Here is a 22,490-nt window from a genome sequence, read left to right on the forward strand (position 1 = left end):
CGCGCGGCTCGCGAAGTCGTGTTTCCGGATTCGCCTGGTAAGGAAAAACATATGTCCGCTTCGTTCAGCCCGTCCACGCGTCGCGATGCCGCCTTGCGCCTGTCTTCACGCGGGCTCGGCCTGGCCCTGAGCGTCGCGATCGGCCTCGGCCCGGTCGCCGCCTCGGCCCAGCAGCAGCGCCCGCCGCAGCGTCCGGCACAACAGCAGCAACAGCCGGCCCAGCCCGCGCAGCCGCCGGCCGGCCAGGCCCAGCCGACGGGGCCGACCGTGGTCCAGGTCAAGCCGGAGCCGTCTCAGACGAGCTGGACCAAGGTTTGCGGCAAGGACCAGGCCGCGAACAAGGAAATCTGCTACACGACCCGCGATTTCGTCTCCGATCAGGGCCAGCCGGTGCTCGCGGTCGCGATCTATGACGTCAAGGGCGACCCCAACAAGATCGTGCGCTTCCTGATGCCGCTCGGCCTGCTGATCAATCCCGGCATCCGCTTCGGCGTCGACAATGCCCAGCCGCAGCCGGGCCGCTACGCCGTCTGTTTCCCGAACGGCTGCTTCGCCGAGGCGCAGGTCAAGGACGATTTCATCAACGCCATGAAGAAGGGCACGACGCTGAGCGTCAGCGTCCAGAACCAGACGGCGCGCGAGGTCTCCTTCGCGATTCCGCTGGCCGATTTCGCCAAGGGCTTCGACGGCGCGCCGATCGATCCCAAGGTGCTCGAGGATCAGCAGAAGCAGCTGCAGGACGAACTCGCCAAGCGCCAGGAAGAGCTGCGTCAGCGGCTCGGTGGCGGCGGCGCCAGCAACGGCACCGCGCCCGCCGTCCCCGGTGTTCCCGGCGCGGCTCCGGCACCCGGTGCGGCACCGGCTCCGGCTGCCCCGGCCGCGCCGAAGCCCTGATCCGGGCCCGCTTCGCCGATACAGAAAAGGCCGGTCCGAAAGGACCGGCCTTTTTCATTGCCGCGACGGCTGTGCCAGCCCGGGATCAGTTCAGCTCGGTCCTGTCGATCAGGTAGCGGCCCTTGCGGTCCCGCCGGAAAAACTCCTTGGCCTGCGGATGCCGGATCGGCTGGCCGGATTCGTCGACGACGAGGTTCTGTTCGGAGACATAGGCGACGTATTCCGTCTCCTCGTTCTCGGCGAAGAGATGGTAGAAGGGCTGGTCCTTGGACGGCCGCAGATGCTCGGGGATCGCCAGCCACCACTCCTCGGTATTGGAGAAGATCGGGTCGACGTCGAAAATCACCCCCCGGAACGGATAGACGCGGTGCTTCACCACCTGTCCGATCCGGAACTTCGCCGAACGCGCTTCCATGTCTTGCCTTGATCTGTACTCGAGCCGGAAGGCCCACGAGCCTCCGGATAACGCCGCCATCCCGCGCATGGGGTAGGATTGCGTCGCAAATGCGTCAAGATCAACCGACCTGAACGGGACTTTTCGTCACAATCCGTAGCGCTCCGCGAGTGCCGGATCGCGCCCCGCGACCTGGCGGGCGAGGTCGACGATCACCTTGGCCTGTTTCCAGGTCGCGTCGTCCTGCATCTTGCCGTCGATCATCACCGCCCCTGAACCGTCCGGCATCGCCTCCAGAATCCGCCTGGCGAAGGCGACCTCACCGGGATCGGGGCTGAAAACCCGCTTGGCGATGGCGATCTGCGAGGGATGCAAGGTCCAGGCGCCGGCGCAGCCGAGCAGGAAGGCGTTGCGGAACTGCGCCTCGCAGGCGGCCTCGTCGGCGAAATCGCCGAAGGGACCGTAGAACGGCTTCAGCCCGGCGGCGGCGCAGGCATCGACCATTTTGGCCAGCGTATAATGCCAAAGATCCTGCTGCGCGACGGCGCGCGCGCCGCCATCGGGGGAGGGGTCGGCGATCACCTTGTAGTCCGGATGGCCGCCGCCGACCCGCGTCGTCTTCATCGCGCGCGAGGCGGCGAGATCGGCCGGACCCAGGCTCATGCCGTGCATGCGCGGCGAGGCGGTGGCGATCGTCTCGACATTCTTCACGCCTTCCGCCGTCTCGAGGATCGCGTGGATCAGGATCGGCTTGGAAAGTTGATGGCGCGCCTCGAACTGGGCGAGCAGCTGGTCGACATAATGGATGTCCCAGGGCCCTTCGACCTTCGGCACCATGACGACGTCGAGCTTGCCGCCGATCTCGGCCATGATCGCCGTGATATCGTCGAGGAACCAGGGCGAGTTCAGCGCATTGACGCGCGTCCACAAGCCCGTCGCACCGAAATCGACGGCCTTGGCCATCATGATGAAGCCGTCGCGCGCCGCCTGCTTGGCGTCGACGGGGATGGCATCCTCGAGATTGCCCAGCACGATATCGACCTGGCCGGCGAGCTCGCCGACCTTCGCCCGGACCTTCTCCAGATGTGGCGGCACGAAATGGATCATTCGCTCCAGCCGGAGCGGCAGCTCGCGCCAGGGCTCCGGCGCGCCGATCGCGAGCGGGCGGAAGAACTGGCGCGGCGTCTTGGTCGGCATGGCTGGCTCCATGGTGCGTTGCAGCGAATGTGCCGGAGCGAACGAGGCGCGTCCATCGTGCTTTCGCCATAGCGCTTGATGTCAGGAATGATAGCCTAGGAAACAATACCAAGAACGTGAAAGGCTTAAATTCCTAGGCTCGAATTCCTCCCGGCTTGCATTTTTGCCGAGACCGCTTGCGTTGGCCGGCTTTGCTCGGGCCATCCGACCCGCTAAACCCCGCGCGACGCATGGCGCTCCAGAACGGGTGGCGCAGCGGCTTCAAGGTATCCAGCCCGCATGGCCGAGCTTGTCAGCCTGTTCAATCTGGTCGCGCCGTTCTTCGGCCTGATCCTGCTCGGCTTCGCCGTCGGCCGTTACAAGCAGCTCCCCGAAGAGGGGCTGGCCTGGATGCAGTATTTCCTGATCTTCATCGCGCTGCCGGCGCTGTTCTATCGGCTCATCGCCGACAAGCCGTTGAGCGAGCTGGCGAACTGGAGCTTCGTCGGCGCGACCACGCTCGCCACCTTCTGCGTCTTCTCGCTGTCGCTCCTGGTCGGCCTGAAATACACGCGCGGCGACATGCCCCAGGCTGTGATGCAGGCCGTGGCGGGGTCCTATTCCAATATCGGCTATATGGGCCCGCCGCTGATCCTGGCGGCGCTGGGGCCGATCGCGAGCGCGCCGGTGGCGCTGATCTTCGTCTTCGACAATATCCTGCTGTTCTCGCTGGTGCCGTTCCTGATGGCGCTGGCCGGCGTCGAGAAGAAGGGCTTTCTGGCGACTGCCGGCGACGTGCTCTGGAAGGTCGTGACTCATCCCTTCAACCTCGCCACGCTGGCGGGGGTGATCGCGAGCTACACCAAGCTCGAGCTGCCGACCGCGCTCGACAAGATGACGCTCTGGCTCTCCCAGGCGGCAGCGCCCTGCGCCTTGTTCCTGCTCGGGGTGACCGTGGCGCTGCGGCCGATGAAATCGATGCCCGGCGAGGTGCCGGCGCTGGTCGTGATCAAGCTCGTTCTGCACCCGCTGCTGGTCTGGGTGCTGCTCTCCGCACTCGGCAGCTTCAGCGACCCTTGGGTCTATGCCGCGGTGATCATGGCGGCGCTGCCGCCGGCGCTGAACATCTTCGTGATCTCGACGCAGTACGGTGTCGGCGTCGAGCGCGCCTCGGCCTGCATCCTCGTCGGCACCATCGTCTCGATGGCGACGCTGACGGGCTTCCTGTGGCTGGTGAAGACAGGCAGGATGGCAGCCGACCTCTTCCCCTGACGGCGTCGCCGTCCAAGCCCGGGACCGCGATGCTGCCGCTCGATGACCTTCTCGTGCTGGATTTCTCGACCTTGCTGCCGGGACCGCTCGCGAGCCTATTCCTGGCCGAGGCCGGGGCCGAGATCATCCGGGTCGAGCGGCCGGGCGGCGAGGACATGCGGCGCTTTCCGCCGCGCTTCGGCGAGACCTCGGCGCCTTTCGCCGCGCTCAACCGCGGCAAGAAGAGCATCGAGATCGATCTGAAGTCGCCCGGCGCCCTGGCGCAGCTCAGGCCGCTGGTCGAGCGCGCCGACATCGTCATCGAGCAGTTCCGGCCGGGCGTGATGGAGCGGCTCGGCCTCGGCTACGAGGCGCTGCGCGAGCTCAATCCGCGCCTGATCTATTGCTCGATCAGCGGATACGGGCAGTTCGGCCCGCGCGCCCAGGAGGCCGGGCACGACATCAACTACCAGGCGATCGGCGGACTGCTCGGCCAGTCGCTGAAACGCGGGCAGGAGCCGCCGCTGCCGCCGACGCTGGTCGCCGATATCGGCGGCGGCGCGATGCCGGCTGTCCTCAACATCCTGCTGGCCTTGCGCCAGCGCGAGCGCAGCGGTCTCGGCTGCCATCTCGACATCGCCATGGCCGATGCCATGCCGACCTTCACCTGGTACAGCCTCGCCCAGGGCCAGGTGACCGGGAGCTGGCCCGAGGGCGGGGAAGGCCTGCTGACCGGGGGCAGCCCACGCTACGGGCTCTATGCCACGGCCGATGGCTGGTTCCTCGCGGTCGGCGCGCTCGAACAGAAGTTCTGGGAGATTTTTTGCGAGGCGCTCGAACTGGAGCCCGCCTTGCGCGACGATCGCACGAACCCGGAAGCGACACACGCGGCCATCGCCGCCATCATCGCCGCCGAGCCGGCCGCCTATTGGCGCAGCTACCTCGAGCCGCGCGATTGCTGCTGCACGTTGGTGCGCAGCCTCGAGGAGGCGCTGGCCGATCCGCACCTGACCGCGCGCGGCTTGCTCGAAGCCCAGGCCGAGGAGCCCGGTGGTCGACGGCTGGTCTCGACGCCGCTGCCGCTCGCGCCGACGTTCCGCGAGCGGGCGCCGGGTCTGCGCCGGGTGCCGGCGAGCGGCGGCGATCAGGAGATGGTGCGGGACGGGTCCGGCGAGTAAGCGCCGGATCGTGACACTTCACCCGCCGCCGGTCCCGGTCAGCAGCGTGCGGTTGAGCGCATCGACCGCGCCGGTCCGCAGCCGGACATCCGCCTGCCGCGCCCCGTCATAAGCCGAGACCGCCGTCTCGCTGCCGGGATCCTCAGTGCTGCGCAGGACCTGCCGCAGCGAAGCGACGTCGCGCAGGCCGAGATTGAGCCCCTGAGCGCCGATCGGCGGGAAGACATGGGCGGCCTCGCCGATCAGCGCCATCCGGCTGGCGCCGAAGCGCGTCACCGAAAGCCCGCCCATCGGAACGCGCCCGCGCGGCCCTTCGACGGTCATTGCGCCGAGCAGGGAATGGGTCTGCGCCTCGACGCGCCGGGCGAAGGCCGCGTCGTCGAGCGCCGCCACGCGCTCCGCCTCGCGCGGCTCCAGCATCCAGACCAGCGAGGAGCGGCGGCCGGGCAGGGGCACGAGCGTGCACGGTCCGCTGCGGGTGTGGAACTCGGTCGAGGCCTCGCGATGATCGCGGCGGTGGCCCAGGATCGCCGTCAGCGCGACCTGGGGATAACTCCAGTCTTGCGCGGCGATGCCGGCGGCCTCGCGAACGCGGGACTTCCTGCCATCGGCGCCGACCACCAGCCGCGCCCGGATCGGCTCGAAATCCGCTCCGGTCAGCACGACGGCGGCGGCGTCGGCCGCTATCCCGGATACCATATGCGGCACGATGCGGATCGCGGGATGGGCTTCCGCCGCGGCGGCGAGCGCCGCCAACAGATCGGCATTCTCGATATTCCAGCCGAAGGCGTCGAGCCCGAGCTCGGAGGCATAGAATTCGACCGGGGGCTGCCTGAACAGGCTGCCGGTGTCGTCGACGAGGCGCATCACGGCAAGCGGAGCCGCCTTGTCGGCCAGGGCCGGAACGACGCCGAGCTCGGCCAGCAGGCGCCATGAGCCGTCGAGCAGCGCGACCGTGCGCCCGTCGCGCGGCGCGGCCGGGCGGCCGAACAGCACCACGCTGCGGCCATCCGCTGCCAGCGCCAGCGCTGCGGCGATGCCGACAGCGCCGGCTCCGACGATGGCGATATCGACCTGCTGATCATGGGCTGTCATGGCGTTTGGCTAGCCGACCGCGGGCTGGTTGACCAGACCGCGCCATGTCGCGGGTTCAAGCATCCCGGAACGCGACCGAGGGTCCGGCGATGCCCTCATGAGCGAAGACCATGCGAATAGCAGGCGCCGCGCCGCGGATCTCGATGGTCGCGCCGTGGTGCACGGCCTTGTCGATCACCGCCTTCAGCGCCACCGCGGCGCTCGAATCGGCGAAAGGCACGCCGGAAAGATCGAACACCAGATGGTGCGGATAGGGTCCGAGGCGTTCGAGCACGGTCGCGACATGTGTGCTAGCGCCGAAAAAGAGCGGGCCGGTGATCTTGTAATGGAAGGCGTCGCCCTTGCGCCTACCGTTGCCATTGCTGTCGAGCTCCGCCTCGGAAGCCTGGTCGTCATCGACCACGGCGCTCGGCATGCCGGCCTCGACCGTGACGATATTGGCCATGCGATGCATGAAGATCAGGGAGCCGAGCACGACGCCGACGGCGATGCCGACCATCAGGTCCTCGAAGACGACGAGCAGGAATGTCGCCAGGAGGACGACGGAATCGGCCCGGGAATGGCGCAGGATCGCGGCGAAGGCGTGCTTCTCGGCCATGTTCCACGCCACGACGGCAAGGACGCCGGCGAGCGCCGCGAGCGGGATATAAGCCGCCAGCGGCGCCGCCACGAGCATGAACAGCAGCACGAAGAGCGCATGCATCATGCCGGCGACCGGCGTCAGCCCGCCCGCCCGGATATTGGTCGCGGTGCGCGCGATCGTGCCGGTGACGCAGATGCCGCCGAACAGCGGCGAGCCGATATTGGCGACGCCCTGCGCGACCAGTTCCATGTTCGAGCGATGGCGGCGGCCGCTCATGCCATCGGCGACGACGGCCGAGAGCAGGGATTCGATGCCGCCCAGCACGGCGATCGACAGCGCGGCCGGCAAGATATCGATGAGCTTGTCGAGCGTGACCTGCGGCAGATGCGGAGCCGGCAGCGACCGCGGGATGCCGCCGAAACGGCTGCCGATCGTCTCGACCGGCAATTGCAGCAGCCAGACCAGGGCCGCCGCGCCAGTGACGGCAATCAGCAGGCCGGGCCAGGTCGGCCGATAGCGGCGCAGGCCGAGGATGATCGCGATGGTCAGCACCGAGAGCCCGATCGCGGCAGGATTGGCCGAACCGAGCGCCGATGTCAGCGCCTGCAGCTTCGGCAGCAGCGCGGCCGGCTCCTTGCCGGGAAGCTGGAGGCCGATGAGGTCGCGGATCTGGCTGGCGAAGATGATGATGGCGATGCCGGTGGTGAAGCCGACCAGAACGGGGTGGGGGATGTATTTGATGTAGGTCCCGAGCCTGAGCAGGCCGACGGCGATCAGGATCGCGCCTGCGACCATCGTCGCGAGCAGCAGCCCGTCGAAGCCGTGACGGTCGATGGACGCGGCGATCAGGACGATGAAGGCCCCGGCCGGTCCACCGATCTGGTAGCGGCTGCCGCTGAAGGCGGAGATCAGGAAGCCGCCGACGATCGCGGTGAACAGCCCGGCGGCGGGCGTCGCTCCGCTTGCGATCGCGATCGCCATCGACAGGGGCAGGGCGACGATCGCGACGGTCAGGCCGGCCAGTGTGTCGGCCCGGAAACGCGAAAGGCCATAGCCTTCGCGCAGGGTGGTAACGAGTTTTGGCGTGAAAAGCTCGCGGAACGCCATGTCGCCACCATGGCGAGCGCCCGACCCGTCCATATCGTGCCCCCAACCGATCTGCCCGACTCGGCGCTGGGCGCCGGCCTGCCGCGCAGTCGAGCCGTTGCGCTGACGCGATGCAAGTCCCTATGGTCCGGCCTTCACGTCACGGAGTGGTTTCCATGGTCAAGGCGATACGCGTTCATAAGGTCGGTGGACCGGAAGTGTTGCAACTCGAGGACATCACGCTGCCGGCTCCCGGTCCGGGCGAGCTTCTGGTGAAGAACCGCGCGATCGGCCTGAATTTCATCGACACCTATTTCCGCTCCGGCCTCTACACTGCACCGCAGATGCCCTTCGTCCCGGGCAATGAGGGCGCCGGCGAGGTGCTCGCCGTCGGCCCGAATGTCAGCGAGTTCAAGCCGGGCGACCGCGTCGCCTATGTCGCGACGCTGGGCTCCTATGCCGAGGAGCGCGTCGTCGCGGCCAATTCCGTCGTGGCCCTGCCGGAGGCCGTGTCGTTCGAGGCGGCGGCCAGCATGATGCTGAAGGGCATGACGGCGGAGTACCTGCTGCATCGGACCTACAAGGTGAAGCCGGGCGACACGATCCTCGTCCATGCCGCGGCCGGCGGCACGGGCCTGATCCTGTGCCAGTGGGGCAAGGCGCTCGGCGCGACCGTGATCGGCACGGTCGGCTCCAAGGAGAAGGCGGAACTCGCCAAGGCGCATGGCGCCGATCACACGATCCTCTATCGCGAGGAGAATTTCCCGGCACGCGTCAAGGAGATCACCGGCGGAAAGCTCTGCGCCGTGGTCTATGACGGCGTCGGCAAGGACACGTTCCTGCCCTCGCTGGACTGCCTGCAGCCTTTTGGCGTGCTGGCGAGCTTCGGCAATGCCTCGGGCGCGGTGGAGCCGTTCAATCTCGGCCTGCTCGGCCCCAAGGGCTCGCTCTACGTGACCCGGCCGACGTTGTTCACGCATATCGCCAAGCGCGAGACCATGGTCGAGATGGCCAGGAACCTGTTCGGCGCGGTCTCGTCCGGCAAGGTCACGGTGCCGGTCAACGCCACCTTCGCCCTGAAGGACGCCGCCGAGGCTCATCGCGCGCTCGAGGGACGCGGCACGACCGGCTCGACCGTCCTCATTCCGTAGGGCCGCGCCACTCTTGCCCAGATTGCGCGCTAACAGCATGACAATGATGCAAGGCGGGCGCGCAATGAAACGGACGGCGCTGGCGCTGGCGGTCGTCGCCGGCGCGATCGGCGCGGGAGCGGTCGTGCTTCCGCGCGCCTGGCCGGGCTGGCAGGAAGCCGCCCTTGCCCACGACCCGGCGGCCTTGTCGCAACTGCGCCTGCAGGGCGCGGTCGACCGCCATCGCATGGGCGCCGAGATCGACCGGGCCATTGCCGACGGCGATTCCGAGCTGACGGAAAGCCTGATCGACCTCGCCGCGGAGCACGGCATTGCCATTGGCGACGAGCGGCGGCAGCGCCTTGCCGCGCTGAAGGACGAGGCGACCACACGCGCCCTGAGGGATTTCGGGTCCGGATTTCTCTCCGGCGAGCGGATCACCGGCGCCGGCCTTGCAGGGGCCGTCACCGGCGATGTCGTTGGCTTCGGCGATCTGCGCGATCTCGCCAGCGAAGGCCAGAAGCTTGTGCGCGGCGAGGCCCCGGACCAGCTCGTCCTGACGCTCGCCGCGGCGGGGCTGGCAATCAGCGCCGCGACCTGGGTCAGCCTGGGCGGCGGCCTGCCGGTGCGCGGGGGCCTGAGCCTTGTCAAGACGACCGCCAAGGCCGGCAAGCTCTCGCCGCGGCTGGCGGCGAATCTCGGCCGCATGACCGCGGGCGCGATCGACCGGCCGGCTCTGAGCGCAAGCCTGGCGGCGGCCGCCAAGTTCGATCTCGCGGCCACGCGCATGGCGAGCGCCAAGATCATCCGTCCTGCGGTGATGACGCGGATCGCGACACTCGGCCAGGATGCCGGCGCGGTCTACGGCAAGCTGGGGCAGGGCGGGTTGCGGCAGGTCCTCGCGCTGTCCGACGAGGCGGCGGATCTCGGGCGCGCCGCCAAGCTCGCGGCCGCAAAGCCCTCGACGGCGCGCGCGGTCCTCAAGGTCCTCGGCCGATCCGCGCTGGTGCTCGGGGCGCTGAGCCTGACGACCGTGAGCTGGATGCTGGCGCTACTGGGCTACGCACTCGCCCTCGCCATGCTTGCGCAGCGGCTGGGGTGGTGGCTCGGCCGCCGTCGCCCGCGGCGCACCCTCCATGCCGCCTGACGCTTCGGCAGAAAATCAGCCCCACGCGTGAACCTGTTCCGGCGTCTCCGCGACCAATGAGGGTCAGCACGAGCTGATCTTCATTCGGGAGACATGTCATGAACCGTTCAATTCGTTTCGCCGGCCTCGTGCTGGCCTCACTCACCATCTCGACGGTCGCCATGGCCCAGCAGGGTGGAGGCGGCGGGAGCGGCGGCGGTGGTGGCGCGGGTGGTGGCGGTGGCGGCGGAGATCCGTCGATCCTGCAGCTCCTGCGGGAGGACGCTGCCAAGAAGGCGCGCCTGACCCGTGCGGTCGAGCCACGTCGTGGCGCCGCCGGCTGCCTCACCCATGCCTGCAACGAGCCGCCGCCGCGCCGTCCTCCGGCCCGCCTCGCGCAGTTCGACAATGCCTGCGCCGGTGGCGACGTCTATCTCGTCCGCGACCGCCAGGGTCAGGTCATCCGCGCCTTCTGCGACGAGCGTTGAGCTCCGTCAGACCGCGATGCCGTGCAGATCATAGGCGTCTGCGCGCTCGATCTTCACGGTGACGATGTCGCCGGCCCTGAGCGGCCGGCGGCTCGCGACATAGACATTGCCGTCGATTTCCGGCGCATCCCATTTCGAGCGGCCCTTGGCGACCGTCGGGCCAGCCTCGTCGATGATCACCGGGATGCGCTTGCCGACGCGGTTCTTGACGATACGGGCCGAAATCTCGGCCTGCGCCTTCATGAAACGGTGCCAGCGCGCTTCCTTCTCGTCCTCCGCGATCAAAGGCAGGCCGAGATCATTGGCGGGCGCGCCCTTCACCGGCTCGTATTTGAAGCAGCCGACGCGCTCGAGCCGCGCTTCCTTCAGCCACTCGAGTAGGAACTGCACATCCTCTTCGGTCTCGCCGGGAAAGCCGACGATGAAGGTCGAGCGGATGGCGAGGTCCGGGCAGATCTCGCGCCATTTGCGGATGCGGTCGAGCGTGCGGTCCTGATGGGCCGGGCGCTTCATCGCCTTGAGGACGCTGGGTGAGGCATGCTGGAAGGGGATGTCGAGATAGGGCAGGATCAGCCCTTCCTGCATCAGCGGGATGACCTCGTCGACATGCGGATAGGGGTAGACGTAGTGCATCCGCACCCACACGCCCATTTGCCCGAGCTCGCGCGCCAGCTCGAAGAAGCGGGTGCGAACCTCGCGATCCTGCCAGATCGAAGGCGCATATTTGATGTCGAGCCCGTAGGCGCTGGTGTCCTGCGAGATCACCAGCAGCTCCTTGACGCCGGCTTTGACCAGCTTCTCGGCCTCGCGCAGCACCTCGCCGATCGGCCGCGAGACCAGGTCGCCACGCAGCTTAGGGATGATGCAGAAGCTGCAGCGGTTGTTGCAACCCTCTGAAATCTTGAGATAAGCATAGTGCCGCGGCGTCAGCTTGATGCCCTGGTCCGGCACGAGGTCGACGAAGGGGTCGTGCCTGGGCGGCACGGCGCTGTGCACGGCCGAGACCACGCTCTCATAGGCCTGCGGCCCGGTGATCGCGAGCACGTTGGGGAAGGCGTCGCGGATCTGCTCCGGCTCGGCGCCCATGCAGCCGGTGACGATGACCTTGCCGTTCTCCGCCATCGCCGAGCCGATCGCCTCCAGCGACTCGGCCTTGGCGCTGTCGAGGAAGCCGCAGGTGTTGACGATGACGAGATCGGCGCCCGCATGGCTCTTGCTGAGTTCATAACCCTCCGAGCGCAGCGAGGTGATGATCCGCTCGGAATCGACCAGGGCCTTGGGGCAACCCAGGGAAACGAAGGAAATTTTGGGCGCGACGGCGTTCATCGGCGGCAAGCTCGGAAACGGGAAAAGGGGGCGCGGGTGCGGGACCGGCGAGTCGCGCTCCTTTGACCCGTTTCAGAGTATTTTGCAAATGCTGGCGGATCAGCCCGCCGTCGCCACCTGCCGTTCGGGGTCCTGCGTCCAGTCGGTCATCGAGCCGTCATAGAGCGAGACCTCGTCGCGCCCGAGCACTTCCGAAAGCACGAACCAGTTCAACGCGGCCGTATGGCCGGTATTGCAATAGGAGATCGCCGGCCCGTTCGGCACCGCGGCGAAAAGCGCGGAGAGATCGCGCACCGGCTTGAGGCGGCCGGTGGCGAGATCGAAGGCCTCGGCATAGTCGCGCGACAGGGCGCCGGGGATATGTCCGGCGCGGGTCGCTTCCGCCGCCTTTTCCCGGCCCTCGAAATAGCTTGGGGAACGAGCGTCGACCAGCGTCGCGAGCCGGCTGCGCGAGGCGACGAGCGTGGCGTCGGCCGTGCTGCGCAGGCGCTGCTGCACCACGACCGGGTAAGGCGTGGCCGGGTTCGGCGCGGACGAACCGGTCTCGACCGGGCGCCCGGGATCGGCGCTCCAGGCCTTGAAGCCGCCGTCCAGAATGGCCTGCTGCCCGTGACCGACCAGCTTCAACGTCCAGTAGACCCGCGCGGCAGCGGCGAAATCGGTGGCGCTGATGCCGGCGGGCACGATGACGACGTCGTCATGCGGCTTGATTCCGAGCTCGCCGACAAGCCGCGCGAGATGATCGAGCGGCGGCAGCATGCCCGGCGCATTGCCGACCTTGGCGCGCCAGCCGTCGGCGACATAGTTGGTATGGACCGCACCGGGCACGTGGCCCGCCTCATAGGCCGCCTTGCCGCCGCCGTCGACGGAGGAGCGGATATCGAGGATGACGAGGTTGCTGTCGCCGAGCCGCTCGGCCAGCGCCTCGGGCGAGATCAGTCCGGAAAGGGTCGCGTCGTTCATTCGGCGGCCACCTGGTTCAGTTCATCGATGACGTCCAGCGCGTAGCTCATCTCGGCCGTCGCCCCGAGCATGATCGAAGCGGAACAGTATTTTTCCTTCGACAATGTGACGGCCCGTTCGACCTTGGCCCGCGCCAGCCCTTTTCCCGTCACGCGGTAGGCGAGATGGATCTTCGTGAAAACCTTCGGATCCTCGCTCGCCCGTTCGGCCTCGACCTCGACGTCGCAGCCGGTGACGGCCTCGCGACCCTTTTTCAGGATCTGCACGACATCGAAGCCGGTGCAGCCCGCAAGTCCGATCAGCAGCATCTCCATCGGCCGGATGCCGATATTGCGCCCGCCATATTCGGGGGCGCCATCCATGACGACGGCATGGCCGCTGCCCGCTTCGCCCATGAAGGCCATGCCTTCGACCCAGCTCGCCCGTGCCTTCATTGCCGCATCCTCACATTCGTGACTCGACGGAGACTTAACCCGTCAGGCTCCGGGAGGCGAGGGCCGTCAGGCTGCGGCGAACAGGTTGCCATGGGTGATGCGCAGCCGTACGCGCTCGCCGATCGCTGGCGCGAGCTGGCTGGCGAGGTCGACATCGAGCCGCCGCGGCAAGCCCTCGATGGCGACTTCGGCCCGGCGCAGCGGCCCGTTGCGACGCAGGTCCTCGACGATTCCAGGTAAAGCCAGCGGCGTGTCGTCGACGATGCGCAGGTGCTGGGGCCGGACATAGAGCGAGGCCGGCCCGCCCTGGTTCTGCTGCAGGCCGCCGAGCACCGGCCGATCGCTGAAGAAGGCCTGTCCGCCGACGACCTCGACCGGGAGCTTGTTGGCCTCGCCGAGGAATTCGCAGACGAAAGGCGTCGCCGGATGGTCATAGACATCGTCGGGCGAGCCGACCTGCTCCAGCCGCCCATCGTTCAGGATCGCGACCCGGTCGGCCAGTTCCAGGGCCTCCTCCTGGTCATGCGTGACGAAGAGGGTGGTATGGCCGGTGCGGCGATGCAGGTCGCGCAGCCAGCTCCGCAGGTCCTTGCGGACCTTGGCGTCGAGGGCGCCGAAGGGCTCGTCGAGCAGCAGCACCCGCGGCTCGATGGCGAGCGCCCGGGCAAGCGCGACGCGCTGGCGCTGACCGCCGGAGAGCTGCGCCGGGAAGCGCCGCTCGAGGCCGCCGAGCTGGACGAGCTCGAGCAGGCCGCCGACACGCTGGCGAATCTCGTCCGGGCCCGGGCGTTCGCGGCGCGGGCGGGCCTTCAGCCCGAAGGCGATGTTGTCGGCGACGTTCATGTGCTTGAACAGCGCATAATGCTGGAAGACGAAGCCGATCCGGCGCTCGCGCAGGCTAAGCCGGCGCGTATCGGTCTCGTCGAACAGGACGCGGCCGTCATCGGCCTGCTCCAGGCCTGCAATCAGGCGCAGCAAGGTGGTCTTGCCCGAGCCGGACGGGCCGAGCAGGGCGACGAGCTCGCCCGGCTGGACATCCAGCGCGATGCCCCGCAGGGCCGGGAAGTTGGAGAAGGTTTTCCGGACGCCTTCGATGGTCACGGCAACAGACATGAACGGCCTCCGTCAATGACGCGTCTTGGCGGAAATCGCATCCGCGAAGCGCCATTCGAGATAGGTTTTCAGGGCAAGCGTGACGAGCGCCAGGCCGGCCAGCAAGGAGGCGACGGCGAAGGCGGCGACGCTGTTATATTCGTTGTAGAGGATCTCGACATGCAGCGGCATCGTGGTGGTGACGCCCCTGATCCGGCCGGACACCACGGTCACCGCCCCGAATTCGCCCATGGCCCGCGCGTTGCAGAGCAGGACGCCGTAGAACAGGCTCCATTTCACGTTCGGCAGGGTGATGCTGAAGAAGGTGCGCCAGGGCGAGGCGCCGAGCGTCAGCGCCGCCTCCTCGTCGCTCGAGCCGAGCGCCTGCATATGCGGGATCAGCTCGCGCGCGACGAAGGGAAAGGTCACGAAGATCGTCGCCAGGACGAGCCCGGGCAGGGCGAAGATGATCTCGATATTGTTGGCCTTGAGCCAGGGCCCGAGGAAACCCTGGGCCCCGAACAGCAGCACATAGACCAGTCCCGAGATCACGGGCGAGACCGAGAACGGCAGGTCGATGAAGCTGATCAGCAGGCTCTTGCCGCGGAACTCGAACTTGGCGATCGCCCAGGCCGCGGCGACGCCGACGACCAGGTTGAACGGCACGGCGATGGCCGCGACCAGCAAGGTCAGGCGCACCGCGCTCAGTGCGTCCGGCTCGACGAGGGCCTCGGCGAAGACCTCGTAGCCCTTGCGGAACGCCTCGACGAAGACCGCGATCAGCGGCAAGAATAGGAAGAGCGTCAGGAAGCCGAGCGCCAGCGTCAGCAGCAGGGCGCGTATCCACAGGCCGTCACGCAGGGCGCGATCCGGCCGATAGACCGCGGCGGGGAGCGTCGCCTCGGACAAGGTCGCGTCAGACATTGCCGAGCCTCCCGCGGCTCCAGGCCTGGATGCCGTTGATGGCGAGGATCAGCGCGAAGGAGACGATCAGCATGATCATCGCGACCACCGAGGCGCCGGCATAGTCGAACTGCTCGAGCCGGATCACGATCAGCAGCGGCGCGATCTCCGAGAACATCGGCACGTTGCCGGCGATGAAGATCACGGAGCCGTATTCGCCGACGGCCCGAGCGAAGGCGAGGACGAAACCGGTCAGCAGTGCCGGCACGATGCTGGGCAGGATGACCCGGAAAATGGTCCGCAGGCGGCTGGCGCCGAGCAGGGCCGCCGCCTCCTCGATATCGGCATCGGCCTCCTCCAGCACCGGCTGCACCGTGCGCACGACGAAGGGCAGGCCGATGAAGACCAGCGCCACCATGACGCCGAGCGGCGTATAGGCGACCTTGATGTCGAAGGGGGCGAGCAGCGAGCCGATCCAGCCGTTCGGCGCATAGATCGCCGCGAGCGCGATACCGGCAACGGCGGTCGGCAGGGCGAAGGGCAAGTCTACGGCCGCATCGAGAAGGCGCCGGCCAGGAAAGCGGTAGCGCACCAGCACCCAGGCGATGATCAGTCCGAAGATGGCGTTGAGCGTGGCCGAGAACAGCGCGGCGCCGAAGGACAGGCGCAGGGCGGCCTGCGTGCGGGCGGAGGTGAGGATCGCCCAGATATCGGCAGGGCCGGCGCTCGCCGCCTTGAGGAAGAGAGCGGCCAGGGGGATCAGCACGACCAGCGAGAGCGCGCTGATCGTGATCCCGAATGCGAGGCCGAAGCCGGGCAGGATGCTCGGCTGCCGCCAGGAGCTGGCCGCAGTGGTCACGAACTCACCGCGCCGGCTTGTAGAGCTGGTCGAAGGTGCCGCCATCGGCAAAATGATCCTTCTGCGCCTTGGCCCAGCCGCCGAACACCTCGTCGATGGTGATCAGATCGAGCTTGGGGAAGCGCGCGATGTCCTCGGGAGCCGCGGCTTCGGGATTGCGCGGGCGATAGAAGTTCTTGGCGATAATGGCCTGCGCGGCCGGCGTATAGAGGAATTCGAGATAGGCCTGCGCCGCGGCGCGGGTTCCCTTCGCATCGACATTGCCGTCGACGATCGTCACCGGCGGCTCCGCCAGGATCGACAGCGAGGGCACGACGATGTCGAACTTGTCGGCCCCGAACTCCTGCAGGACGAGGAAGGCCTCGTTCTCCCAGGACAGGAAGACGTCGCCCTGGGCACGCTGGGCGAAGGTCGTGGTCGCACCGCGCGCACCGGTGTCCAGGACCGGGACGTTCTTCAGCAAAGCGGCGATATACTCGCGGACCTTCGCGTCGTCCTTGCCATAGGCCTTCTCGGCCCAGGCCCAGGCCGCGAGATAGTTCCAGCGCGCGCCGCCCGAGGTCTTCGGGTTGGGCGTGATCACGGCGACGCCCGGCTTGGCGAGGTCGCCCCAGTCCTTGACGCCCTTCGGATTGCCCTTGCGGGTCAGGAAGACGATGGTCGAGGTATAGGGCGAGGAGTTCTGCGGCAGGCGTTTCTGCCAGTCGAGCGGGATCTTCTTGGAGCGCTCGGCCACGGCGTCGATGTCGCCGGCGAGCGCCAGGGTCAGCACGTCGGCATTGAGGCCGTCGATGACGGTGCGGGCCTGGGCCCCCGAGCCGCCATGCGACTGGCGGATCGTCAGCTTCTGGCCGCTCGTCTTCTGCCATTCGGCAACGAAGGCCGCGTTGATGGCGCGATAGAGTTCGCGCGTCGGATCATAGGAGACGTTCAGCAGCTCGCTCTGGGCCCGGGCGCCGCTGACGATGCCGAAGCAGATCGAAAAGGCGCCGAGGATCAGGGCCGCTTGCAGGATGCGGCGAATGCGCTCTCGCGTCATATCAGTGCTCCGTCGAAGTCATGGTCCCGCGTCCGGAGGCGGACTGCAGCAACCGTTCTGAATAACAAACGAAACGTACTGAACAGGCGGCTTTCTCACAACGGGATGGCGCAGCGTTCCCGTTCCAAATTTAAGGTCCTCGGGAGAAAACACCTCTCCGTCCCGAAGCGTTCCACGATCCGATGCGAATTATGCCGCCATTCTGGCCAAAACCACATCGGGGCCATCAGGCCCTCGGCCAGGTTCTCGGCATGGCAGAACCTGGCTAGGCGCTGCGCAAATCCTGCAGGCTGACGCCCTCGATGGCAACATCCCCAAGGGCATGTCCGACCATGACGAGTAGCGGCCCCTTCGCCGGCAATTCGCCAAGCCGCTCGGGCAGGGTCGCGATCGTGGCGCGCAGACGCGCTTCGCCGGGCTGGGTCGCGGCCACGACCGCGATTGCCGGCGTGTCGGGCGCGAGACCGGCGGCGATGGCCTGTTCGCGGAAGGCGGCGAGCGTGGCGCGCGCCATGTAGATGACGGTGGTGGCGTGGGCGTCGGCCAGCGCTCGCCAGTCAAAATCTTCCGGCAGGGCGCCGGTACGGGCATGGCCGGTGACGAATTGCAATCGCCTGGCATGGTCGCGATGCGTCAGGGAAATGCCGAGCGAGGCGGCTGCGCCCTGCGCCGCCGAAATCCCGGGCACGACGGCGACCGCGATGCCGGCCTTCGCGCAGGCCTCGATCTCCTCGCCCGCCCGGCCAAAAATGCCCGGGTCGCCGCCTTTCAGCCGCACCACATGCTTGCCCTGTATCGCCAGTGACACGATCAGCGCGTTGATGTCGCCTTGCTTGACCGAAGGGCCGTAGCCCGTCTTGCCGACCAGCATGCGCTTGGCCTCGCGGCGCGCGAATTCCAGCACGCCCTCCGAGACGAGGTCGTCATAGAGGATGATGTCGGCGCTCTGCAGCGCGCGGATCGCCTTCAGCGTCAGCAGCTCGGGATCGCCCGGACCGGCGCCGACGAGGGTGACGCGGCCGACGCCCTGATAGCTGGCCTCGAGCCGGTCGAGCGCGCCAAAGAGCTCGGCTTCGTCATGGGCTTCCGGAGCCCGGTCGGGCGCAGCCATGGCGCGGCGGGTGAAGCGCTCCCAGAAGGCGCGGCGCAGCGCGAAGGGCAGCTCGCGCGCCTGCACGGCCGGACGCCAGTCGCTGGCGGCGCGGGCCCAATCCTTCAGGCCGGCGGGCAGCAGGGCCTCGATCTTGGCGCGGATGGCCTGGCCGAAGACAGGGGAGGCGCCATCGGTCGAGATCGCGACGACGAGCGGCGAGCGGTTCACGACCGAGCCGAAGGCGAAGTCGCAGAAGCCCGGCTTGTCGACGACATTGACCGGCACGCCGACCTGCCGCGCGGCCGCCGCGAAGGCGCCGGCTTCCCGGTCGTCCTCGATCTCGCCGATCGCAAGCGCCGCGCCGATGAGATCGTCCGGCTGCCAGCCGCGCTCGTGCAGGACGATGGCGGCGGCCGGAGGATCGGCAACGAGCGCGTCGAAGAGGTCGGTCTCGCCACCGGCGAGGATGACGAGTTCGGCGCCAGTCGCGGCGAGCAGCTCGGCCTTCCAGAGCGCGCCTTCGCCCATGCCGGCGAGCACGACCTTGCGTCCGTCGAGCTTGTGGAACAGCGGCAAGGTCGCCAGCCGCTCGATGCGGCGGGCGGTCGTCGGCTCTGGCTGTCTTTGCGTCATCGCGTGGTTTCTGCCGCCTTCAGGTCGACCGGTCGATCCGGAGCGCCGGCCGGCGGCATCAACACCCAGAATCCGGCAAGCGCAAGGATGATAAGGCGAAAGCAAATATCGAACCAGCGCTCATAGGGGCGCGGCGGAATCGTGCTCAGCAGGTCGCCGCCCATCTCATCCTCCTCATTGTGGCCGAACACGCCGCCAGGCTTGCTGCGCCCCGCCTGGTCCTGTGCGGAGCCGAGCATCGCCTCAACCCAAGGCGGCGCGCGCGGCGCGGCGCTGGTCGAGGATGTTGCGGGCATCGCCATAGCCGCGCTGATAGCCGTGGCTGATCCGCTCCAGAGCCGCGAGCCATTGGCCTACGGGCTGGCGCGCCGCGCTCGCTTCGGGCAGCTCGATCTCGTCGAAGCCGCAAGAGAGGGCATAGGCGAACTGGTCGGCGATGAGCGGCCCGCTGGCGCGCAAGGTGCCGGTGAAGCCGTGATTGCGCACATGCTTGGCAAGGCTGAAGCCGCGTCCGTCGGAATAGGCGGGGAAGGTCACGCAGACCAGCGAGAGCTGCCGCAGGACGAGCTTGAGCTCGGCAATGCCCACCGTGTTCGGCACGACCACCCCGATGCGCTGGTCGCGGGCCTTCTGCCGAAGCGCCTCGGGCAGCGCGTCCCAGTCGACGAGCGCGTGCGACAGGTTGTCGATCGCGGCGGCCTCGCTACGCGTCCAGACATCCGGCTTGGCCCCGGTGCGATCAAGCAACGGCACGGGCGGCCTCCTGGAAAGCGGCCTTGAACGGGGCGAGGCCGAGCCTGCGGACATTGTCGATGAAGCTCTCATCGGCCTGCCGCGTTTCAAGATAGACGCCGACGATGCGCTCGATCGCGTCCGGCACGTCCTCGGCCGCGAGGCCGGGCCCGAGGATCTCGCCGATCGCGGCGTTCTCCGTGGCGTCGCCGCCGAGCGTGACCTGGTAGGATTCGATGCCGCGCTTCTCGAGCCCGAGAATGCCGATATGGCCGACATGGTGATGGCCGCAGGCATTGATGCAGCCGGAAATCTTGATGTTGAGCTCGCCGATCTCGCGCTGGCGCCTGTCGTCCGCGAAACGGCGCTGGATCGCCTGGGCGATCGGGATCGAGCGCGCGGTCGCCAGCGCGCAATAATCCAGGCCCGGGCAGGAGATGATGTCGGTGATCAGCCCGACATTGGCGCTGGCCAGCCCCGCCTCGCCGAGCTTCTGCCAGATCGCGAACAGGTCGCGCTGGCGGACATGCGGCAGGACGAGGTTCTGCGCATGGGTGACGCGCAGCTCGTCGGACGAATATTGCTCGGCCAGATCGGCGACGAGACGCATCTGGTCGGAGGTGGCGTCGCCCGGCGCCTGGTTGATCGGCTTCAGCGAGATCGTCAGCGCCGCGTAGCCCGGCGCCTTGTGCGGCGTGGTGTTGGTCTCGACCCAGCGCGAGAAAGCCGGGTTGGCGGCCTTGGTCGCATCCAGCACCCGGCTGATCGCGGGCAGGACCTCATAGGCCGGCGGAGCGAAATAGGCGGCGATGCGCGCGACCTCGGCCGGGTCGGCATTGACCGACGGGCCGTCGAGCCTGGCGAACTCCTCCTCGACGCGGCGCTTGAACTCCTCGACGCCGATCTCGTGGACCAGGATCTTGACGCGCGCCTTGTACTTGTTGTCGCGCCGGCCCTCGAGATTGTAGACCCGCATGATCGCCTCGAGATAAGCGAGCAGGTCGGCCCTCGGCAGATAGTCGCGCACCACCTTGCCGATCATCGGCGTGCGGCCGAGGCCGCCGCCGACGCTGACCTCGTAGCAGGTCTCGTGCGTGTCGGGATGCCGCCGCAGGCGCAGGCCGATATCATGCGCCTTGATCACGGCGCGGTCATGCTCGGCGCCCGTCACCGCGATCTTGAACTTGCGCGGCAGGTAGCTGAACTCGGGATGCAGGCTCGACCATTGCCGGATCAACTCGGCGGTCGGGCGCGGATCCTCGATCTCGTCCTGCGCGACGCCGGCGAAATGATCGGCCGTGACGTTGCGGATGCAGTTTCCCGAGGTCTGGATGCAATGCATCTCGACATCGGCGAGGAGGCCGAGGATCTCCGGGATGTCACGGAGCTTCGGCCAGTTGTACTGCAGGTTCTGGCGCGTCGTGAAATGCCCGTAGCCGCGATCGTAGCGCTCGCCGATCAGCGCGAGCTGGCGCAACTGGCACGACGAGAGCGTGCCGTAGGGAATGGCGATGCGCAGCATATAGGCGTGGAGCTGCAGATAGACGCCGTTCTTCAGCCGGAGCGGCTTGAACTCGTCCTCGGTCAGCGAGCCATCGAGGCGGCGCGCGACCTGATCGGTGAACTGCGCCACCCGCTCGCGGACGAAGCGCTCGTCGAATTCATCGTAGCGATACAAGGTCAGGCCCTCCGCCCGGTGCCGACCCCGTCGCCGGCCTGCTTGCCGAGATCGGGGCGGTTGCTCGGTCCGAGCGTCTTCATGCGTTCGCGATAATGCCGCGGCACCGGCTCGCCGGCCTCGACCGTGACGTCGACGAGATAGGCGTCGACGACGCGGTTCGTCCCGAGCTGGCTCGCCGCATAATCCTCGAGCCGTTCGGCGGCCGCGTCATCGCCGGCGACGAGCGCCTCGGCGGGATCGCGCGTCCAGGCGAGAGCGCCCTCGGCACCGGCGGCCGCGAAGACCACGTCGCCGTCGAGCAGGTCGTTGGCGAGAAGGATCGCCGGCAAGGGCGGGCGCTTCTGAGCGGCGGCCATCACGCGGCCTCCGCGAGCGTGACCGTCAGCCCGTCGAGCTCGTCCGACCAGATCAGCTGGCAGGAAAGGCGCGAGGTCGTCTCGATCAGCGGCAGGGTGTCGAGCGCGTCGATCTCGTCCTCGCGCGGCTCGGGCAGGCGGCCCGCCCATTCCGGCGCGACGATGACATGGCAGGTGGCGCAATCGCAGGAGCCGCCACAGACGCCCTCGATCCCGACACGATAATCGCGCAGGATCTCCATCACGCGCCAACCCTCGACGGCCTCGAGCTGATGCGGACGACCCTGGCGGTCGATGACGTTGAGAATGGCCAATCTATGCGCTCGCCACGTTCGCTATTCCGAACGTTTGACATAAGCCAAGGCGGCAACTGGTTCAATTCACGTCAGGTAGCGGGTTTTTTCTTATTCCCTTTCGAAAAGAGGAAATCTGTCTTCGCCGTGGCCGCGCTGCACGGCCCGCGCGCAAATTTCTTCCTCCGGTGGCGCCTGACGATCCCTATCGCCTTGTGCAGACGCGGTTCAGTCGGCTCAGGGCCGGGCCGAGCCCGGCGAGCGCGATCACGTCGTAGCCCGGCTTGATTCCGGCCTGGCGAATGCGCAGCGACCGGCCGCTTGCCAGCGTCGCGAACATCGCCGGACCGGCGTCAGGCAGGCGATAGGCATCCCCGAACGGCCCGCGCGTATCCTGCAATGTCAGCGGGAAGTCGCGGCCATCGACCGCCAGTGTGATCGGCCCCGGCGAGAGCACGCCGGGGATATCGAGATAGAGGCCGAGGCGGTTGTTGCCGGGCTCGCAACGAATGAAGGCGCAGGACCAGGCGTCGTCAGTCGACCTCGCGGCGCAGCCCTGGATCGCGCGCTTGCTCTCGCCCTCGAAGATGCTCGGCCGCCATTCGGCCACAGCCTGGCCACTCGAGCCGGCAAGAAGCAGAACCCCCAAGGCGACAAGCCGCATCGACACTCTCCGCACGGACCG

The 22,490-nt window shown here is 67.9% G+C and carries 24 protein-coding genes; 6 read left to right on the plus strand and 18 right to left on the minus strand.

The features are described from left to right. Positions 1–51: 51 nt before the first annotated feature. The gene (locus ACTIF2_RS17505; RefSeq protein ID WP_439498379.1) at positions 52–894 is read left to right on the plus strand and encodes an invasion associated locus B family protein; all 843 of its coding nucleotides are present in this window, start codon (positions 52–54) and stop codon (positions 892–894) included. An 85-nt stretch (positions 895–979) separates the two neighbouring features. On the opposite strand, the gene hspQ is transcribed toward ACTIF2_RS17505, so the two are convergent. Continuing rightward, positions 980–1,309, minus strand: coding sequence for a heat shock protein HspQ (gene hspQ / locus ACTIF2_RS17510; protein WP_439498380.1), 330 nt, complete (start codon positions 1,307–1,309; stop codon positions 980–982). Between the two features lie 126 nt (positions 1,310–1,435). Then, positions 1,436–2,485: an HpcH/HpaI aldolase/citrate lyase family protein gene (locus tag ACTIF2_RS17515; protein WP_439498381.1), complete on the minus strand. Its 1,050-nt coding sequence runs from the start codon at positions 2,483–2,485 to the stop codon at positions 1,436–1,438. A gap of 279 nt (positions 2,486–2,764) precedes the next feature. Here ACTIF2_RS17515 and ACTIF2_RS17520 point away from each other — a divergent pair, with 279 nt between their 5' ends. Both ACTIF2_RS17520 and ACTIF2_RS17525 read left to right on the plus strand, forming a co-directional pair. Continuing rightward, entirely contained in the window at positions 2,765–3,736 is a 972-nt protein-coding gene (locus tag ACTIF2_RS17520; RefSeq protein ID WP_439498382.1) for an AEC family transporter, read from the plus strand. A 29-nt stretch (positions 3,737–3,765) separates the two neighbouring features. Further along, positions 3,766–4,893 carry a CaiB/BaiF CoA transferase family protein gene (locus tag ACTIF2_RS17525; RefSeq protein WP_439498383.1) on the plus strand — a complete coding sequence of 376 codons (1,128 nt, stop codon included), beginning with the start codon at positions 3,766–3,768 and terminating at the stop codon, positions 4,891–4,893. An 18-nt stretch (positions 4,894–4,911) separates the two neighbouring features. On the opposite strand, the gene ACTIF2_RS17530 is transcribed toward ACTIF2_RS17525, so the two are convergent. Then, positions 4,912–5,988 (minus strand): FAD-dependent monooxygenase, encoded by a 1,077-nt coding sequence (locus tag ACTIF2_RS17530; RefSeq protein WP_439498384.1) that lies wholly within the window; start codon positions 5,986–5,988, stop codon positions 4,912–4,914. Between the two features lie 55 nt (positions 5,989–6,043). Continuing rightward, on the minus strand, positions 6,044–7,678 hold the full coding sequence (locus tag ACTIF2_RS17535; RefSeq protein ID WP_439498385.1) for a SulP family inorganic anion transporter: 1,635 nt from the start codon (positions 7,676–7,678) through the stop codon (positions 6,044–6,046). A 155-nt stretch (positions 7,679–7,833) separates the two neighbouring features. On the opposite strand from ACTIF2_RS17535, the gene ACTIF2_RS17540 reads away from it, so the two are divergent. The 3 genes from ACTIF2_RS17540 (at position 7,834) to ACTIF2_RS17550 (ending at position 10,401) form a co-directional block, all read left to right on the plus strand. Further along, positions 7,834–8,808: a quinone oxidoreductase family protein gene (locus ACTIF2_RS17540; protein ID WP_439498386.1), complete on the plus strand. Its 975-nt coding sequence runs from the start codon at positions 7,834–7,836 to the stop codon at positions 8,806–8,808. Positions 8,809–8,872: 64 nt separating this feature from the next. After that, positions 8,873–9,934 carry a hypothetical protein gene (locus ACTIF2_RS17545; protein WP_439498387.1) on the plus strand — a complete coding sequence of 354 codons (1,062 nt, stop codon included), beginning with the start codon at positions 8,873–8,875 and terminating at the stop codon, positions 9,932–9,934. A 98-nt stretch (positions 9,935–10,032) separates the two neighbouring features. Beyond that, positions 10,033–10,401, plus strand: a complete 369-nt coding sequence (locus ACTIF2_RS17550) for a hypothetical protein (protein ID WP_439498388.1) — start codon at positions 10,033–10,035, stop codon at positions 10,399–10,401. A gap of 6 nt (positions 10,402–10,407) precedes the next feature. Here ACTIF2_RS17550 and rimO read toward each other — a convergent pair whose 3' ends face one another. The 14 genes from rimO to ACTIF2_RS17620 form a co-directional block, all read right to left on the minus strand. Continuing rightward, positions 10,408–11,727, minus strand: a complete 1,320-nt coding sequence (gene rimO, locus ACTIF2_RS17555) for a 30S ribosomal protein S12 methylthiotransferase RimO (protein WP_439498389.1) — start codon at positions 11,725–11,727, stop codon at positions 10,408–10,410. 99 nt (positions 11,728–11,826) lie between these two features. Next, entirely contained in the window at positions 11,827–12,690 is an 864-nt protein-coding gene (locus tag ACTIF2_RS17560) for a sulfurtransferase (protein ID WP_439498390.1), read from the minus strand. Beyond that, the gene (locus ACTIF2_RS17565; RefSeq protein ID WP_439498391.1) at positions 12,687–13,124 is read right to left on the minus strand and encodes an OsmC family protein; all 438 of its coding nucleotides are present in this window, start codon (positions 13,122–13,124) and stop codon (positions 12,687–12,689) included. Before ACTIF2_RS17565 ends, ACTIF2_RS17560 begins: the two co-directional genes overlap by 4 nt. Positions 13,125–13,190: 66 nt before the next feature. Continuing rightward, positions 13,191–14,237, minus strand: a complete 1,047-nt coding sequence (locus ACTIF2_RS17570; RefSeq protein ID WP_439498392.1) for a sulfate/molybdate ABC transporter ATP-binding protein — start codon at positions 14,235–14,237, stop codon at positions 13,191–13,193. A gap of 12 nt (positions 14,238–14,249) precedes the next feature. Continuing rightward, positions 14,250–15,140, minus strand: coding sequence for a sulfate ABC transporter permease subunit CysW (gene cysW, locus ACTIF2_RS17575; RefSeq protein ID WP_439498393.1), 891 nt, complete (start codon positions 15,138–15,140; stop codon positions 14,250–14,252). Continuing rightward, positions 15,133–16,023, minus strand: a complete 891-nt coding sequence (cysT, locus tag ACTIF2_RS17580) for a sulfate ABC transporter permease subunit CysT (protein ID WP_439498394.1) — start codon at positions 16,021–16,023, stop codon at positions 15,133–15,135. Before cysT ends, cysW begins: the two co-directional genes overlap by 8 nt. Next, a complete protein-coding gene (locus ACTIF2_RS17585; protein WP_439498395.1) occupies positions 15,983–17,017 on the minus strand; it encodes a sulfate ABC transporter substrate-binding protein in 1,035 nt (344 codons plus the stop codon). Before ACTIF2_RS17585 ends, cysT begins: the two co-directional genes overlap by 41 nt. A gap of 265 nt (positions 17,018–17,282) precedes the next feature. Beyond that, positions 17,283–18,743, minus strand: a complete 1,461-nt coding sequence (gene cysG, locus ACTIF2_RS17590) for a siroheme synthase CysG (protein WP_439498396.1) — start codon at positions 18,741–18,743, stop codon at positions 17,283–17,285. Next, positions 18,740–18,982: a hypothetical protein gene (locus ACTIF2_RS17595; protein WP_439498397.1), complete on the minus strand. Its 243-nt coding sequence runs from the start codon at positions 18,980–18,982 to the stop codon at positions 18,740–18,742. Before ACTIF2_RS17595 ends, cysG begins: the two co-directional genes overlap by 4 nt. A 4-nt stretch (positions 18,983–18,986) precedes the next feature. Then, a complete protein-coding gene (locus tag ACTIF2_RS17600) occupies positions 18,987–19,496 on the minus strand; it encodes a DUF934 domain-containing protein (protein ID WP_439498398.1) in 510 nt (169 codons plus the stop codon). Next, positions 19,483–21,153 carry a nitrite/sulfite reductase gene (locus tag ACTIF2_RS17605; protein WP_439498399.1) on the minus strand — a complete coding sequence of 557 codons (1,671 nt, stop codon included), beginning with the start codon at positions 21,151–21,153 and terminating at the stop codon, positions 19,483–19,485. The genes ACTIF2_RS17600 and ACTIF2_RS17605 overlap by 14 nt, the downstream gene beginning before the upstream one ends. A gap of 2 nt (positions 21,154–21,155) precedes the next feature. Then, complete coding sequence (locus ACTIF2_RS17610) at positions 21,156–21,512, minus strand: DUF2849 domain-containing protein (RefSeq protein ID WP_439498400.1); 357 nt, start codon at positions 21,510–21,512, stop codon at positions 21,156–21,158. Next, complete coding sequence (locus ACTIF2_RS17615; RefSeq protein WP_439498401.1) at positions 21,512–21,826, minus strand: 2Fe-2S iron-sulfur cluster-binding protein; 315 nt, start codon at positions 21,824–21,826, stop codon at positions 21,512–21,514. Before ACTIF2_RS17615 ends, ACTIF2_RS17610 begins: the two co-directional genes overlap by 1 nt. A 184-nt stretch (positions 21,827–22,010) precedes the next feature. Next, the gene (locus ACTIF2_RS17620; RefSeq protein WP_439498402.1) at positions 22,011–22,469 is read right to left on the minus strand and encodes a hypothetical protein; all 459 of its coding nucleotides are present in this window, start codon (positions 22,467–22,469) and stop codon (positions 22,011–22,013) included. Between the last annotated feature and the right edge of the window lie 21 nt (positions 22,470–22,490).

Source organism: Allobosea sp., from assembly GCF_051860145.1.
Classification (GTDB): domain Bacteria; phylum Pseudomonadota; class Alphaproteobacteria; order Rhizobiales; family Beijerinckiaceae; genus Allobosea.